This is a genomic window from uncultured Paracoccus sp., assembly GCF_947496875.1.
GTDB lineage: Bacteria > Pseudomonadota > Alphaproteobacteria > Rhodobacterales > Rhodobacteraceae > Paracoccus.
In genome coordinates, this window is the sequence record NZ_CANMEH010000008.1 from 1 (window position 1) to 16,116 (window position 16,116).

Here is a 16,116-nt window from a genome sequence, read left to right on the forward strand (position 1 = left end):
CTCAGCATCACAACGAAAGCCGCCTGATCATGCCCTCAGGCCATCCGGGAAATTACACCAGCTTGACGGACGTGACCCGGACATGGGCTGAGCGCATGCTGTACGAGCTTGTCGCAAACCCCGCGCTGCTGCTGGCGGTCCGCGTTTTCCTGGCGCTCGTCTTCGCCACCGCCGCATTGTCCAAGCTGGGCCACGCCGAGGAGTTCTATGGCGTCGTCCGCAACTTCCGCATCCTGCCCGACGGGCTGTCCCGCCTGACCGCGCTTGTACTGCCGGTGGTCGAGCTCGCCGTCGCCGCGGGCCTGCTGATCCGCGCGACGGCGGTGCCGGCGGCGATCGTCGGGGCCGCGCTGCTGACGGTCTTCGGGATGGCCATCGGCATCAACGTGCTGCGTGGCCGGACCTCGATCGACTGCGGTTGCTTTCGCAACGGTCTGAAGCAGCAGGTCGGCTGGGCGCTGGTCGTCCGAAATGCAGCAATGGCCGGCGCCGCCCTGATCGTCGCAGCGCTTCTGCCCGCCACAACCAGGCCGATGCCGGCCGAGGCGCTTGTCGGGCTGATGGCCGGGCTGGTCGCCCTGATGCTCTACCTCAGCGCCGCGGCGCTGGGGGGGCTCCTGGCCGCGCAAACCATCTCGTCGAAAGGACGCTGACATGACCAATCTCCTGATCGTTTCCAACGTCATGCTGTGGATCGCCTTCCTCGGCGTGACCATCGTGATGCTTGGTCTGCTGCGGCAAGTCGGGCTTCTGCACGAACGCAGTTCGCCCATGGACGCCATGATCACCGACCACGGGCCTGACATCGGTGACAAGGCGCCCGAGCTGGACCTGAAGGATCACGATGGCCGTGTGGTCAAGGTGGGCGGCCCCGCCGCAGACGGACGGCAGACCGAGCCGGGCACGCGACTGCTTTCGGCCTTCGGATTGCTACACGCGGCGAACAAGGGTGATCCGGCGCGCCGCCACGTCGATGTGGCGGACTTCCGCGTGACGACCCAGATGCTCGCTCATGCGGGCGCCGACGATCAGACGCTCATCGGGCTAAATCTTGAAGAGCTGCTCGCGGTACTGCAGCCGTGGCACCAGCGGCTGGTCGGCCGGACGGCGTAAGGCTGCCATTGTGCGACACGCTGCCGGACCGCCAGCGGCTTTCGCGGATGGCGAACCTGGCCGATCTCGTGGCTCATCGCCTGCTTTCGTCCGAGGTCAGCGCGCGCGCGCTGGACGCATCGGCACGGTTACCCGTTCCAGAGGCGGCGTCATGCTGAGGGGGGCTCTGGGCCTTGGTGCCATCGTCACCTGCTGCTGGGCGGCAGTTGCGCTTGCCGCCATCGCCCAGCCTGCAAGGAACCGGACGCCCGACTCCGGCCGGTTGATCGCCTTGGGCGAGCGGCTGTTCTTCGAAACGGCGTTGTCCAGGAACGAGAGCCAGTCCTGTGCGACCTGCCACGATCCTGCCCGGGCGTTCACGGACCCGCGCGAGGGCAGGGCCAAGCTTGCCGTCTCCGTCGGCGACGACGGCGAGTCTCATGGCGACCGCAACACGCCGACGCTGGGATATGTTGGGTTCAGTCCCGAGTTCCACCTGTCTGACGCGGGGGTCTACAAGGGCGGGCAGTTCTGGGATGGCCGGGCCGCGAACTTGCGGGACCAGGCCGGCCAGCCAATGCTGAACCCCGTCGAGATGGCGATGCCTGACAAGGAAACGGTCGCCGCCCGCCTTGCAGCCGATCCCGCCTACACGGCCGAGTTCGAAGAATTATGGGGCCGCGGGACGCTGGACGACGCAGATCGAACCTTCGCTGCCGTGTCCGAGGCACTTGCCGCTTACCAGCAGACGCCGGAGTTCGCGCCCTTCGACTCCCGCTATGACCGCTGGCTGCGCGGCGAGGACAAGTTCACGGGTGAGGAATAGGGCAGTTGGCGGGGTTGTTGATGGGGCGGGGTATCCGGTCAGATTTCATCCAGTTCCGGCTCCTCCCGGACCGACCGCGGTCTTCAGAGCTTGCCGGCAGTGAGCCATCCCATCCCCAGCTCTGCGCGACCACATGGTGCACGGCGATCAGTTCCCCACCACGCGAGGCGGATGACGAGGGCATTGGCTCCTCGTCGTCGGCCGTAAAAGTTGCCACGCCGCCGTTAAGTTGTGCGGCGACGTACCTTGAAAGCCGGAGTCCGACGAAACCCCGTGGCCATAGCCGCATGTGGCTGCGGCTTCCAAGATGCAGCGGACACCGCGGTCGACCTGAGGGCAGCTGCCAGGACCGAAATCCCGGAGATCGCGACAGAAGGCCTGAATGTACCTGAGAGCAGGACTGGATCCTCGGAACCGCCCCGCCCACGGCGATGGCGACCTGGTCTGACGCCACAATCGAGAATGCCTATTCCCCTTCGCCGAAGTGGGCTTGGGAGCAATGTTCGATATACTCCATGATCTCGGACATCCGCCACCGGGATGAGCTTCCTTGCTTGAGCGGCTTCGGAAAGCAGCCGCGTTGGATGTCGCGGTAGATGTTGGCCCTCGATCGCTGGAGCATCTCGACAAGGGTCGAGACTCGGACCAGACACTCTGCGTGCGGCTGTAAGGCGCTCATGGTAATCTCCTTGGTTAGAAGGGAGGTCGGGTCGCCTTGAGAGACGCGGAAACGAGAGCACGCCTTCCTCACAGGTATTTGAACCGCCCACGTCCGCTGGCCGCGGACCGGCCGATCGCGAGGGTCGGGCCAAAGATCAAGGTACCCGTCACACGATTTGGACTGCTGTTCCGGACTGACCGGGAGCTTCCGGTCGCCTGAGCAGCTGCCCTGCTCCGCAGTCGGGCACGAGCCACAAAGCTTCGGGTGACTCCAGTTCAGATGGCTCGTTCCTCAGACAGGCCCGTCCTCCCTGGGACCGACACCGTCGAGGCTGCATGGCACTTCAGATCGAGCGCAAGTTTTTCGTCCTGTCCAATGCCCGGCAGAAGCAGGTCGTTCGGTCCGTCCGGCTTCGGGACAGCCTGATTTCCTCTTCGGTGCCGGGCAAGCGCCCCCGCACGCGATGTCATGCCCGCCTTGGCGCGCTGCTCATATGTCAGGTGCCCGTCCGTGCAGAGCACGGCGGCGGGCGCCATAACGGGCAGAAGAGCCGCCGAGATCGAAGGCTGACATTCGCGACCGCCTCGAAGGCGCGGTGCCCGGAGCTGTCCGTCGCCCCGAGCAGGTTCCTGTCCCAGGCGCGCCATCAGCCGGGCGGTGTCTTCACGGGCGCATTGCGGCGCAGATAGAATGACCACCGCTTCCGGGGCGGCTTTGGGTGTGCCATCTGGTTTGCCTGATGCCGCGCCCATTCCCGAGAGCCCTTGCGGCTCTCGCGCTGGCGCGCCTCGTCGGCCTCGATGATGCCCGCAAGAGCCCCGTTCCCATCTGCCGACACTCGCAGCGGAGGGCCAACCGCCACCGCCACCGCCACGCCGTGTGCCTGGAGATCCCGGGTTCGTTGGCTGCCGGTCCGGCACGACCAAGGCCCTTCAGCTTCGAACATGTCGCGCACCACCTCGACAAGCAAGCCCGGGCCATGCACCCGGCCATGAGGGTCCCGGTTGCTCCGCACCGGGTGCGGCGCAGTCCATGCAGCGCCAGCGACGCGGGCCCGTCCGGGTCGATCCCCAAGAGGACCGCTCTTGTCCGCCGCAATGCGGGCAGGGGAGATCCGGGCGCGCCGCGTCGATCTCCACGAAGGCTTCAGCCCTTCTGCGAGCCGTAATTCGACCTGCGAGGTCAGGAGCGGGCTTGCGACGGATGAAACCGCGGCAGGGGATCTGCACACAGCGTGGGAGACTCGCCGATTTGCTCGCGTGCCCGGGCTGCATGGCACGGCTAAAACACATCAGGCACAAGCGTCTACCGTAGCCCTATGCGGGACCTGAAGCTGAACGCAGCCGAATGCGTCGCAGCCGTTGCGCGACTTTGACGTTCGTCCAAGCCGGCGGAGGAACTGGGCGTCTCCTCCTCAGCCGTCAGCCAGCAGATCCGCGCCAAGGGGAACCCGCAGCCAAGACCCGTCAGGGTGCGCGATGAAGCTGCCGGCCTTTCCTCGTCGTTGCTATCGCAGCTCTCGGTCCGTTCGGCACCGACATCCTCACCCCGCCGCCAGGCAGACTTCCGCGACACCCTCGCGTGGCTCAGTTGACCGCTGGGGCGTCGGATGCGTTCTTCATCAGGAACTCGGTCACCAATGTGGCCTCCGTGTCGTCCAGGCCCGCCCGCGGGTACATCGAGGGGGTGATGCCCCGCCACTGCAGCTGGGTGAATCCCTTAGGGTCACGCGGGCCGTGACAGACCGTGCAGCGCTGATAGAAGATCCGCTCGCCGGGCTCCATGTCGGCGTAGAGGGACTCCACCAGTTCCGAGACGCGGTCCAGGGCCAGCGCATCCTCGTCGATCGCCGCGAACTGGTAGTCGCTCAGGACCACCGGCGGGGCATAGGCCCGGTTCGGACGCTCCGCATCCTCGCACTTGCTGAGCGACGCCACGCAGGTATTGGCAATTGTCGCCTGCGTCAGGCCCGTCGCCGGCCGCTCGGAGGTGAGCCAGTTGATCTGGCCCGAATTGCACCGGCCCTTGCTGTCCAGATCCGGCCAGCCGCCTTCGTAGAGCGACATGACCCCGGGCATGATGTCGTCCGACAGCACCGCCCCGGCGATGACCGCGCCACGATCGTTGCGGATCTCGACCAGGTCACCGTCCGCGATTCCCCTCGCTTCGGCGTCCTGGCGGTTGATCCGCACCGGCTCCCGTCCGTCTATCATGTAGAGCTCCCGCAAGCGGGCCGAGTTCCCCATCTGGCTGTGCAGGCGATACCAGGGATGCGGGCTGACCACGTGCAGCTGACCCTCCTGAGCATTCCCGAGATATTCCAGCGGCTCCTGCCAGATCGGCATGCCGGGATTGTCCGCCACGCCATAGTCCGCGATGGTCTGGCAGAACATCTCGATCCTGCCCGACACCGTATGCAGCGGATGGCCATCGGGGTCGTTGTAGAATTCCCCGTGCCGGACCCACTTGCGGGCTTCGGGCGGCGGAGGCTGGAGGGCGTAGCCCTTCTCCCAGAACTCCTCGAACGGGGTGGTCTGGGCGGCGCCGGTGCGGCCGTAGGCAGCCTGGATGTGCTCCATGAAGTCGAGCCCGTCGGTGAACTGCATCCACAGGCCGAACTTGTCGGCCAGCGCCTCGAAGATCTCGTAGTCGCTCTTTGACTCGCCCTGCGGCTCGATGCATTTCTTCATCGCGTAGATCTTGTCGTTGGAATAGGTCCCGCCGACCGAGATGTCGTCTCGCTCCATCGTCGAGGAGGCCGGCAGCACGATGTCCGCCCAGCGGACAGCCGCCGTCCACCAGACGTCCTGGCTGACGATCGTGTGCAGCTTGGAAAACGCCTTGATGAGCCGGTTCAGGTCCTGCTGGTGTGACACGAAGTTGTTGCCGGCGTTATAGATCATCCGGATGTCGGGATAGGTGCGGATCTGGCCGTTGTAGAAGAACTCCTTGCCGGGGTTCTCCAGCATCTCGGTGATGCGGCTGGCGGGGCATAGCTTGTCTACCAGGTTCTTTCCCGAGGACAGACCCGTCGGTGTGGGCTGACCCGATTGGGGCATGCCGCCATTGCCGTAGTGCCAGCTGAAACCGACACCTTCGCCCGGCTTGCCGATCTTGCCGATCAGCGCCGCGAAGTTGATGATGGCGTGGTGGACGAGCTCGCCATGATGGGCGCGCTGCAAGGACCATGCCCCCGCAAACTGGGTACGCGAATTGGCGAACAGTTCGGCCATTTCGCGGATCTTGTCGGCCGGGATGCCGGTGATGGCGGCGGCCCACTCCGGCGTCTTCGGTGTGTCATCGTCGCCTTCGCCCTGGACATAGGCGATCCATTCCTCGGACCCCACGGTGTACATCGCCATGTACTCGCGGTCCTCCAGTCCCTCCGCAAGGACGTGATGGGCCATTCCCAGGAACAGCGCGATGTCGGTGTTCGGAATGATCTGCACCTATTCGGCCGCCAGATACTCGTCCGAGGCGGTGCGCTGCGGGTTGATCGAGATGAACCTGCAGCCCGCGTCCCGGATCTCGGCCCACGGTCCGTACATGCCGTGGTCGGCCACGGTGAATTCGATCCGGTTGTTCTTGATGGGGTCGCACCCCACCAGCACGAAGACCTCGGTGTTGTCGCGCACGACCTCCCACGCCGTCTGCGGCGAATAGACCTCCATGTCGCCGATGATATGGGGCAAGGCGACCTGACTTGCGCCCGCCGACCAGTCGCCCTGCGTGATCGTGCAACTCCCGAACAGGTTGAAGAAGCGCTGCTGCATGACGTTCGGGCGGAACGAACCGGCGTTGGACCAGCCGCCGTAAGACGAGCTGAAGATCGCCTCGTTGCCGTTCTCCTCGATGGTCTTGAGGATCGCGTTGCCGGCGAGGGCCAGCGCGGTGTCCCAGTCCACCCGGACGAACTCCTCCTTGCCGCGCAACTCGGGCTTGGTGTCACCCGTCTGCCAGCCGTCCAGATAGGATTTACGGACCATCGGATAGAGGATCCGGGTGTCGTCATAGACCCGGTCGATGGTACCCAGCATCAGCATGTCGGTGGGCTGCTTGTCCAATTCGACAACGGGGCTGATCCCGACCAGCCGACCATCGCGGACAACGGCCTCGAACGGTCCCCAGTGCGAGGCGTGGAACACCCGCTGCCCGTGCGAATTGGGATCAATCGCCGCCAGCGCGGAGCTGTTCAGCAACCGTCCGGCTCCGGCAAGACCGAGGGCTGCCACGCCAGTCTGCATGAATCCACGGCGGGAAAGCGGGAAGGCGGACATGCCGAAATCCTTTCAATCTGAGCACTGACCAAGAATGGACCGCCTGCGAGCGGCATTCGGTGATCTGGATCGAGGACTGGGTGTTTGCCGGATGGCACGTGTCAAGGAGGGAAGCGCCGCGAATGATTGTTTCACCGACATCGAGCGTCTGGTGAACGATTTGCCTGAATATGGCGCTTTCCCTCACCCGTGCACCCATCTGGGAGACCCGAGCCATGATTTTCTTGTTCGCTGCCCCCGGGGCACGACTTGCGACAGCGGCGGCTGTTTCACTCCTGCTGTCCGCGCCACTCCTTGCCCAGTCGGCCGCGGAAACCAAGCCCGTTGCCCCCGTCCTGCAGGAGAGCGCCGGTGATATGCCCGCCAATCCTCACGAGATGCTGGGTGAGCTGACGGGAGGGCCGGACGGCTCGCCGACGGCATTGCGCGGCAACCCGCTGCCCGGCACCTCGACGTCGATCCCGACCACCAACCCCGCGCCCGTTGTCCCGCTGTCTGAGCGGCAGGGCCAACCTGTGGACTGCGAGAGAACCGGCATCGAAGGCCAGTGCGATCCGGTGGTGGGATTGGGCAACTGCCCGGAACCTTCGCAGGCGCGGTCAGGGCTGAGGGACTCCGACGCGCTTGCACCCGGACCCGCGGCGGTGGGAGGGGGTGACCCTGCTGCAACTGACGCCGCTGACGGCCCGGCTACACTCGAGAATTAGCGCGCGGGGCTGATCTGTCAGGGAGTGAGGCTGCTCGCCGTCCACCGCGCGATCCCTGGAGATGAGGGGCGAGCAACTCGATCGCCGCCGATGCGATCATCTGGTCGAACGAACCCTGTGCGACCGGTCGATGCGCCGCAGCGAACGGCCATGTCGGCAGTGTGCGGCGCGACTCTGACCTCGCCACGCACTGCGCACCAGTCGACTGGTGCGCAATGACGGCTCCGAAATCAGGCTGAGCCCATTCTGGCGAAATCCGAACCGGCACTCGGCGATCCTACGGCAGTGTCCGATTTGCAGCTGCGGCTCCGAATGGATCGACGCCGCCTTCGATGCGGTTGACGGGCCACAGGTTGCCGTTACTGCCGAGACCATCCGTCTCCGTGGCACCATCGTCATCCACGGTGCACCCAGCAATGAGCCCACCCAATTCCCGCTGAAGGTCGCCCTGCGCAAGAACCTCTCCTTGCGCGGCTGTCACTTCACTGAAATCACCGACGAATGGTCGCCATGAAGTGCCTTCCCTCCTGCATCGGATGTGCGGGCTTCAACGAGGCGAGACGCCCCCCCAGAGAGCCGATTGTTGCCTTGGCGCTGCTCCTACGGGTAGAACACGCCGCCGACCGCTCGGCGGGGTTTGGTATTCGTCTCGGGAAGCGGGATGAAGTCTGCCTCATCGCCCGGGACGGTGTCGAAGCGCCCACGCCGCCATTCTTCCTGCGCTTGCTCGATCCGCTCCTTGCGCGATGAGACGAAGTTCCACCAGATCCAGTGCGGCCCATCATCGCCCATTTGGTCGGCCGCCAGGCCGGGGCCATGACCGGGCAACTGCGCGCCGACGCGCCGCGCGGGGCCACGCTCTGGGGCTACGAGCTCGCTCCGCGGCTGCTCGGCCCGTTTCTGGCGCTGTGTCTTTACCGCTGGGAGATTATCGTCCGCGAAACGGCCGGGATGGGATTGCTGGGTATTGCCACACTCGGCTTCTTCATCGACAGCGCGGTCGCCGAGCTCCGCCTCCACCGGGCGATGGTCCTGCTGGTTGCCGCCGGTCTGCTGACGGCCGCGATCGACAGCATCTCGCGCCTGGTCAGACGGCGGATCGGCGCGGGTGGCGGCCGAGCGCTCCCGCACGAGGCGCGGCTCCGCAGCGGTGGGCCGAGTTACACGATCGCTTGGTAACGCTCGTGCTGACTCGGACCAGCGGCGAATTCGGACATAGCGCCCTCACGACCGGCTGATCTGCAGAGAAGCGAGGGACGCCAGCATCCCTCCGCTCGGGGTGGACATGGAACACCGGATCACGAGACTGATCGATGCCGCGCGTCGGTGGGGACCACCAGGAGCGAAGCTCTGCCACCCCGGCGCCACCCCGAGATGCTATCTGCGTCTCGACCCACACAACGAGTCAGGAGGAAGTTTCTGTTATCGCTGGAAAATCGTGGTGCCCGGAGGCGGATTCGAACCACCGACACGCGGATTTTCAATCCGCTGCTCTACCAACTGAGCTATCCGGGCCCCGGAGGAACGGCCTGCGTTCCGAGGTGCCGCGTAACTAGACAACGGGACCGGGGCTGTCCAGCCTGAATCTGCCGCTCAGCCGGTGCTTTCCTCGTCGCTCGCCGGGATCGGCGCAGCGTCCCCCGGTACGACGTAGTCGCCGCGCAGCCAGCGGGCCAGGTCGACGTCGGCGCAGCGACGCGAGCAAAACGGCCGATACTTCGCGTCGCTGTCCTTGCCGCAGATCGGACAGGCCATCAGCGACGCCCCGCCTTGCTGCCGGTCCCGGCCGTGGCCGCTGCCAGCTGCGCCAGGGCGGCACGGTCCCGCTTGCGGCTGAGTTCGTAGAGCCCCATCGCCGTCCACCCGATCAGCGTGGTTTCGGTCGTATCGGCGCGGAACGCGGCCCGCAGCGCCTGATCCAGCGTGCCCCGGTCGCGTTTGGGAACCGGCGCGAAATCGATCACCACCTGCCCGCCCAGCCCGCGCAGGCGCAGCTGCCGCGGCAGGTCACGGGCCAAGGCGATATCGGCCTTGAGCGCCGCGGCGGGCGAGTTGTCGGGCCCGGTATCGACGTCGACCGCAACCAGCGCCCGGGTCGGCTCGATCGTCGCCCGTGCGCCGCCGGGCAGAAGCAGATCGTCCCGCAACAGCGCGTCGATCTGCTCCGACACCCCATGTGCATCGAAGGCGCCGGTTGAATCGTCGACGCTGTCCGGCCCCGGATCGGCCCAGTCGATCCAGGCCGCGCGCCAGGGCGGATCGGCATCGACGAGCAGTTCGGGTCCGCCCTGATCATCCGCCATGACTTGGGTGGCCAACTGCGCCAGTGTCGCCATCTCCTCGGCTGCGTCCGCCTCGTCCTCGGTGGCAGCGGCGGTCCGCAGCACCAGCCCCAGATCCTCGGGCGCATCAGCCCGGGCCAGAGCGGCTTCTCCCAGCGCCTTCAGGCGGTCGCATTCCGCATCATCACGGATCCGCCGGGACACGTTCACCCCCGGCGCAGCGGGGGTGGCGATGGCACTGCGGCCACGGAACAGGACCCGACGGGTCACGGGCAGCGCCTTGCCCTCCTCCGGTACGCCGGTGACCTGGACGATCAGCGCCTGACCTTCGGACATGCCCTTCACGTCGCGCAGAAACCCGCGGGCCCCATTGGGCAGGCGCAGGAACACCCCGCCCTGCCCCTTGACCAGCCGGTCCACGACGCCGCGGCAGATGGTGCCGGGGGACAGCGGCGTCAGCCCGCCGGGATCAAGCCGCAGATCCTGCAACTGGCCGTCCACTATCAGGGCCGCGGCCTCGCGCCCCCAGAGCCGGTCCAGAACGATCACACGGCCCTTCACGACATCCCCCGCAATCCGATCGACGCCAACAGCGTCGCGGTTTCTGCCAGCGGCAGCCCGACTACGGCGGTGAACGATCCCTGCAACCAGGGAACAAAGGCTGCGGCGGGTCCCTGGATGCCATAGCCGCCGGCCTTGCCGTGCCAGTCGCCGGTGGCAACATAGCCGTCGATCTCGGCTGCGGTCAGGGGCCGGAACCGCACGACGGTTTCCACCAAGCGGTCGCGGGCCTGCCCGCGGTGAAGAAGGGTGACCGATGTCATCACCCGATGCCGGCGGCCCGACAGCACCCGCAGGAAGGCTGCAGCCTCGCCTGCGTCGGCGGGCTTGCCGAGGATTCGCCGCCCTGCCGCGACGACCGTGTCGGCCGCCAGGATGGCCCCCTCATGGACAGCCGCGATCGCCTGCGCCTTCTCAGACGACATGCGCCGCGCATAGTCGCGCGGCGGTTCCGCCCGGCCGGGCGTCTCGTCGATCTCGGCAGGGACCACCGCATCGGGCACGATGCCGATCTGCGCCAGCAGATCCAGCCGGCGCGGGCTTGCCGACGCCAGGACCAGACGCGGGCGGTCCGGCCTACTTGAAGCGGTAATTGATCCGGCCCTTGGTCAGGTCGTAGGTGTTCATTTCCACCTGCACCTTGTCGCCGGCCAGCACGCGGATGCGATTCTTGCGCATCTTGCCGGCCATGTGCGCGATGATCTCATGGCCGTTTTCGAGCTCGACCCGGAACGTCGCATTCGGCAAAAGCTCCATCACAACGCCTGGGAATTCGAGCATCTCTTCCTTGGCCATGGTCTCTCCTGAAAGCGTCCCGCGGAAACGCAGGCGCAGGGGATATGCAGCGAGCCGCAGCTTTTTTCAAGCCCCGTCGCGCATCGTCCTGCATATGCGGACCACCGCCTTGCGCCGCGCCACCGCTGGTCGTCAGCCGGAAATGATCTCGAACCGCTCGACGTCGATCATGCCGCGGTCGGTGATCTTCAGGGCCGGGATCACCGGCAGCGCCAGAAACGCCAGTTGCAGGAACGGTTCGTCCAGCGTCACGCCCAGCGATCTGGCCGCCCGGCGCAGCCCGGCCAGGCTGTCGTGGACAACCTCGAACGGCTCGAGGCTCATCAGCCCTGCCACCGGCAGGGCCAGTTCGGCCAGCACCTGTCCGCCCTGGGCGACGACGAGGCCGCCCTCGATCGCGGCCAGCCGGTTCACGGCCAGCGCCATGTCGGCGTAATCGACGCCCACCGCGACGATGTTGTGGTGGTCGTGGCAGACGGTCGAGGCGATCGCGCCGCGCCGCAGTCCGAAGCCGCGGACAAACCCCGTCGCGATGTTGCCGTTCCGGCCGTGCCGTTCGACCACCGCGATCCGGGCCAGGTCGCGTGCCGTGTCCGGGGGCTTGTCTCCGTCAACCGGGGCGACCTGTTCGCGCAGGTGCCGGGTGATGATCTTGCCGGGGATGATGCCGATCACGTCCGTGTCGGTCCGGTTGCCGGTGCAGCGGAAATCGGCAGGGCCGATCGCAGGCGCCCGGACCGATGCGCGGCCCACCGGGGCGACGGCGCCCCGCGCGGAAAACGCGGCGTCGCCGACCACGCGGCCCGCCGCCAGGACCAGCTGCGCCCGACACTCCGATAGCCCGTCCAGCGCGACGATGTCGGCCCGCAGGCCGGGCGCAATCAGCCCGCGATCGCGAAGCCCGAACGCCTCGGCCGCCGATAGCGACGCGGCGCGATACGCGGCCAGCGGCGAGGTGCCGAGTTCGATCAGCCGGCGCACCATGTAATCGATGTGGCCATGTTCGGCGATATCCAGCGGATTGCGGTCGTCGGTGCACAGGCACATGTAGGGGGCGGTGATATCGGTGAGGACCGGCTGCAGCGCGTTTAGGTCGCGGGACACCGACCCCTCGCGAATCAGCACCCGCATGCCCCGGCGCAGCTTTTCCAGCGCCTCGGCGGCGGTGGTCGCCTCGTGTTCCGTCCGGATCCCCGCCGCGACATAGGCGTTCAGGTCCCGGCCGGACAGCTGAGGCGCGTGGCCGTCGATGTGGCCGCCGGCAAACAGCCGCAGCTTGGCCATTGCCGCCGGGTCGCGGTGGATGACGGCCGGGTAGTTCATGAACTCGGCGAGCCCGATGGCTGAGGGATGGCCCATCACCGCCCGCAGGTCGCCGGCGTCGATGCGGGCGCCCGCGGTTTCCATGTCGGTCGAGGGCACGCAGGACGACAGCTGGACCCGCAGGTCCATTAGCAGATGTTCACTAGCCGCCTGGAAATAGCGGATGCCGTCCAGCCCCACGACATTCGCGATCTCGTGCGGGTCGCAGATCGCGGTGGTGATCCCGCGCGGGGTGACGCAGCGGTCGAATTCGAACGGCGTGATCATGCTGCTCTCGACATGCAGATGCGTATCGATCAGGCCCGGCACCAGCACCATGCCGCCAACGTCGATCACCTCGCGCCCCTCGTAGGACGCGCCGATCCCGGCGATCAGCGACCCGCAGATCGCGACATCGCCGGGGATCATGGCGTCGGTGACCAGATCGAACACCTCGCCCCCACGTAGCACGAGGTCGGCGGGTTCGTCGCCGCGCGCCTGGGCGATGCGTCGCTCCAGATCCGGGTCTGGTGTCATCAGAGATCCTCGATGATGGACGCGAGACCGCCAGCGCATGGACGACGCGTTCCGCAACCGTGAGGGGATCGCCCGCGGGGGACAAGATCCTTAGACGAAAAGGGAGCGCCCCTGGGCGCCCCCCAACCGCTACGACTCAGCGGCCAGCCGACGAATGCCGCGGATCAGATCACGCCCAGTGCGCGCATCGCCTCGGCAACGCGGACGAAGCCCGCGATGTTGGCGCCCAGGACGTAATCGCCCGGCGCGCCATATTCCTCGGCCGTATCGGCGCAGACGCGGTGGATGTCGGTCATGATCTCGTCCAGCCGGCTGACCGTCTGCTGGAACGTCCAGCTGTCACGCGACGCGTTCTGCTGCATTTCCAGCGCCGAGGTGGCGACGCCGCCCGCATTGGCGGCCTTGCCCGGGGCGTAGAGCACGGCGGCTTTCTGGAAGGCGGCAATCGCCTCGGGGGTGCAGGGCATGTTGGCGCCCTCGGCCACCACGCGGACGCCGTTCTTGATCAGGGTCGCCGCCTGCTTGCCGTTCAGCTCGTTCTGCGTTGCGCAGGGCAGCGCGATCTCGCAGGGCACGTCCCAGATCGACCCCTTGCCCGCCTCGATGAAGTAGGTGCCGGTGCCCTTGATGCGGTGGTATTCCGAGATCCGGCCACGGCGCCGCTCCTTGATTTCGCGCACGAGGTCGAGGTCCAGCCCCTTTTCGTCCACCACGTAGCCGCCGGAATCCGAGCAGGCGAGGACGGTCGCGCCGTATTGCTGCAGCTTCTGGATGGCGAAGGTCGCGACGTTGCCCGACCCGGACACGACGGCGGTCTTGCCCTCGAACCCGTCGCCCTTGGCCTCGAGCATCGACCGCACGAAGAACACGGTGCCGAAGCCCGTCGCCTCGGGCCGCGCGCGCGAGCCGCCATAGCTGAGCCCCTTGCCGGTCAGAACGCCGGCCTCGTAGCGGTTGGTCAGCCGCTTGTACTGCCCGAACATGTAGCCGATCTCGCGCCCGCCCACGCCGATGTCCCCCGCCGGCACGTCGGTGTATTCACCGATGTGACGGTGAAGCTCGGTCATGAACGACTGGCAGAACCGCATAATCTCGCGGTCGGACTTGCCTTTGGGATTGAAGTCCGAGCCGCCCTTGCCCCCGCCGATCGGCATGGTGGTCAGCGCGTTCTTGAAGGTCTGCTCGAAGCCCAGGAACTTGATGATTCCGACATTGACCGACGGGTGGAACCGCAGCCCGCCCTTGTACGGCCCCAGCGCCGAATTGAACTGGACGCGGAACCCGCGATTGATCTGCACCCGGTCCTGGTCGTCGATCCACGGCACCCGGAAGATGATCTGCCGTTCCGGTTCGCAGATCCGCTCGATCAGCCCTTCTTCCAGGTACTCCGGGTGCTTGGCGACGACCCGCCCCAGGCTTTCCATCACCTCGACCACCGCCTGGTGGAACTCGGGTTCGCCAGCGTTCCGCTGCTTCACCGTCTCCAGAATGGGTTCGAGCTTTTCGTCGATCCGCGCCATGCGCGCCGTCTCCTTGTTCTGTTGTTGGTCACGACAGCGGGGCTGGGCCTCGCCCGCCTGCCGTCGCTGGTTCCGCCGCTCGCCGGATGGCGCACAACCCGCGCCGCATGAACCTGATGAGCTGGGAACTGTCCAGCCGCCACGACCCGGAATTGGCGGCGGAGGGGTGCGGGCCGGGCAGACCGTTCAGGCGGCTGCCAGGCCCGCGATGATCAGAAGAACGCCTGCAGGCCGGTGATCGAACGTCCCAGGATCAGCGCATGCACATCATGCGTGCCCTCGTAGGTGTTCACGGTCTCCAGGTTGGCGGCGTGGCGCATGACCTGGAATTCTTCACTGATGCCGTTGCCGCCGTGCATGTCGCGGGCCATCCGGGCGATGTCCAGCGCCTTGCCGCAGTTGTTGCGCTTGACCAGCGAGATCATCTCGGGCGCGGCCTCTGCCGAATCCAGCAGACGCCCGACCCTCAGGCTGGCCTGCAGACCCAGACTGATTTCCGTCAGCATGTTGGCCAGCTTGAGCTGGTACAGCTGCGTATTCGCCAGCGGTCGCCGGAACTGGTGCCGGTCCAGACCGTACTGCCGCGCCGCGTACAGGCAGAACTCGGCCGCACCCAGCACGCCCCAGCTGATTCCGTAGCGGGCCCGGTTCAGACAGCCGAACGGACCCTTCAGCCCCTCGACATTGGGCAGCAGCGCGTCCTCGCCGACCTCGACATCCTGCATGACGATCTCGCCGGTGATCGAGGCGCGCAGGCTCAGCTTGCCTTCGATCTTGGGCGCCGACAGGCCGGGCATGCCCTTGTCGAGCACGAAGCCGCGGATCTTGCCGCCATGCGCGTCGGACTTGGCCCAGACCACGAACACGTCGGCGATCGGGCTGTTCGAGATCCACATCTTGGACCCGTTCAGCACATAGCCGTTGGCGGTCTTCTTCGCCGTCGTCTTCATCCCGCCGGGATCGGAACCGGCATCGGGCTCGGTCAGGCCGAAGCAGCCGATGAATTCGCCCGAGGCGAGCGTGGGCAGGTATTTCTGGCGCTGCTCTTCCGAGCCGTAGGCATAGATCGGATACATGACCAGCGACGACTGCACGGACATCATGCTGCGATAGCCGGAATCGACCCGCTCGACCTCGCGCGCGATCAGGCCATAGCTGACATAGCCGGCCCCCAGCCCGCCATATTCCTCGGGCACGGTGACGCCCAGCAGGCCCATCTCGCCCATTTCGCGGAAGATCTCGGGATCGGTCCGTTCCTCGCGATAGGCGGCGATCACCCGGGGCTGCAGTTTTTCCTGCGCATAGGCGCGTGCCGAGTCACGCAGCATGCGCTCCTCTTCACTCAACAAGTCGTTGAGGCGCAGAGGATCTTCCCAGTCGAACTGGTTCAGATCGGGACGGTCTTTCGGCGATAGCGGCATCTTTCCCTCCATCTGGTGGGTCCTGATAGGCGCTCGGCCCGGGGGAGGCAATCGCCGTTCACGACCGCATCACACGGTTTTCGGGAACGCGAAGGCTGTTTGTCTGTTAGATTGCGGAGCCTTGGCGCGCCGAGC

Annotated in this window: 14 protein-coding genes, 1 tRNA gene and 2 pseudogenes; 5 read left to right on the forward strand and 12 right to left on the reverse strand. The window is 66.5% G+C overall.

What is annotated here, in order from left to right:
* The 3 genes from Q0938_RS11015 to Q0938_RS11025 form a co-directional block, all read left to right on the forward strand.
* Positions 1-653: MauE/DoxX family redox-associated membrane protein (locus Q0938_RS11015; protein WP_299362119.1), on the forward strand; the 653-nt coding region annotated here is incomplete at its 5' end.
* Between the two features lies 1 nt (position 654).
* Positions 655-1,113 (forward strand): methylamine utilization protein MauJ, encoded by a 459-nt coding sequence (locus Q0938_RS11020; RefSeq protein ID WP_299362121.1) that lies wholly within the window; start codon positions 655-657, stop codon positions 1,111-1,113.
* Between the two features lie 151 nt (positions 1,114-1,264).
* Complete coding sequence (locus Q0938_RS11025) at positions 1,265-1,918, forward strand: cytochrome-c peroxidase (RefSeq protein ID WP_299362125.1); 654 nt, start codon at positions 1,265-1,267, stop codon at positions 1,916-1,918.
* 466 nt (positions 1,919-2,384) lie between these two features.
* Here Q0938_RS11025 and Q0938_RS11030 read toward each other — a convergent pair whose 3' ends face one another.
* The 3 genes and pseudogenes from Q0938_RS11030 to Q0938_RS11040 form a co-directional block, all read right to left on the reverse strand.
* Entirely contained in the window at positions 2,385-2,597 is a 213-nt protein-coding gene (locus tag Q0938_RS11030; RefSeq protein WP_299362127.1) for an AlpA family transcriptional regulator, read from the reverse strand.
* A gap of 1,568 nt (positions 2,598-4,165) precedes the next feature.
* On the reverse strand, positions 4,166-5,185 hold the full coding sequence (locus Q0938_RS11035) for a molybdopterin dinucleotide binding domain-containing protein (protein ID WP_366942751.1): 1,020 nt from the start codon (positions 5,183-5,185) through the stop codon (positions 4,166-4,168).
* A 27-nt stretch (positions 5,186-5,212) separates the two neighbouring features.
* Positions 5,213-6,856 (reverse strand): annotated as a pseudogene (locus Q0938_RS11040) (molybdopterin-dependent oxidoreductase); the annotation flags it as partial.
* Between the two features lie 915 nt (positions 6,857-7,771).
* Between Q0938_RS11040 and Q0938_RS11045 the strand changes: the two are divergent.
* Positions 7,772-8,077 (forward strand): hypothetical protein, encoded by a 306-nt coding sequence (locus Q0938_RS11045; protein ID WP_299362129.1) that lies wholly within the window; start codon positions 7,772-7,774, stop codon positions 8,075-8,077.
* Between the two features lie 86 nt (positions 8,078-8,163).
* Here Q0938_RS11045 and Q0938_RS11050 read toward each other — a convergent pair.
* A pseudogene (locus Q0938_RS11050) lies at positions 8,164-8,346 on the reverse strand (pirin-like C-terminal cupin domain-containing protein); the annotation flags it as partial.
* A 33-nt stretch (positions 8,347-8,379) separates the two neighbouring features.
* Here Q0938_RS11050 and Q0938_RS11055 point away from each other — a divergent pair.
* On the forward strand, positions 8,380-8,742 hold the full coding sequence (locus Q0938_RS11055) for a hypothetical protein (RefSeq protein WP_299362131.1): 363 nt from the start codon (positions 8,380-8,382) through the stop codon (positions 8,740-8,742).
* A 260-nt stretch (positions 8,743-9,002) separates the two neighbouring features.
* Here Q0938_RS11055 and Q0938_RS11060 read toward each other — a convergent pair.
* The 8 genes from Q0938_RS11060 to Q0938_RS11095 all read right to left on the reverse strand — a co-directional run bounded on the left by Q0938_RS11060 (position 9,003) and on the right by Q0938_RS11095 (position 15,981).
* A tRNA-Phe gene (locus Q0938_RS11060) sits at positions 9,003-9,078 on the reverse strand.
* Between the two features lie 78 nt (positions 9,079-9,156).
* On the reverse strand, positions 9,157-9,318 hold the full coding sequence (gene yacG / locus Q0938_RS11065; protein ID WP_299362134.1) for a DNA gyrase inhibitor YacG: 162 nt from the start codon (positions 9,316-9,318) through the stop codon (positions 9,157-9,159).
* Complete coding sequence (locus tag Q0938_RS11070) at positions 9,318-10,406, reverse strand: ribonuclease E/G (RefSeq protein ID WP_299362137.1); 1,089 nt, start codon at positions 10,404-10,406, stop codon at positions 9,318-9,320. Before Q0938_RS11070 ends, yacG begins: the two co-directional genes overlap by 1 nt.
* Positions 10,403-10,999 (reverse strand): nucleoside triphosphate pyrophosphatase, encoded by a 597-nt coding sequence (locus tag Q0938_RS11075; protein WP_299362490.1) that lies wholly within the window; start codon positions 10,997-10,999, stop codon positions 10,403-10,405. Before Q0938_RS11075 ends, Q0938_RS11070 begins: the two co-directional genes overlap by 4 nt.
* Positions 10,983-11,201, reverse strand: coding sequence for a translation initiation factor IF-1 (gene infA, locus Q0938_RS11080; RefSeq protein ID WP_299362145.1), 219 nt, complete (start codon positions 11,199-11,201; stop codon positions 10,983-10,985). Before infA ends, Q0938_RS11075 begins: the two co-directional genes overlap by 17 nt.
* Positions 11,202-11,333: 132 nt before the next feature.
* Positions 11,334-13,040 (reverse strand): adenine deaminase, encoded by a 1,707-nt coding sequence (ade, locus tag Q0938_RS11085; protein WP_299362147.1) that lies wholly within the window; start codon positions 13,038-13,040, stop codon positions 11,334-11,336.
* A gap of 164 nt (positions 13,041-13,204) precedes the next feature.
* Positions 13,205-14,560: an NADP-specific glutamate dehydrogenase gene (gene gdhA, locus Q0938_RS11090; protein WP_299362150.1), complete on the reverse strand. Its 1,356-nt coding sequence runs from the start codon at positions 14,558-14,560 to the stop codon at positions 13,205-13,207.
* A gap of 212 nt (positions 14,561-14,772) precedes the next feature.
* Entirely contained in the window at positions 14,773-15,981 is a 1,209-nt protein-coding gene (locus tag Q0938_RS11095; protein WP_299362153.1) for an acyl-CoA dehydrogenase, read from the reverse strand.
* Positions 15,982-16,116: the final 135 nt, after the last annotated feature.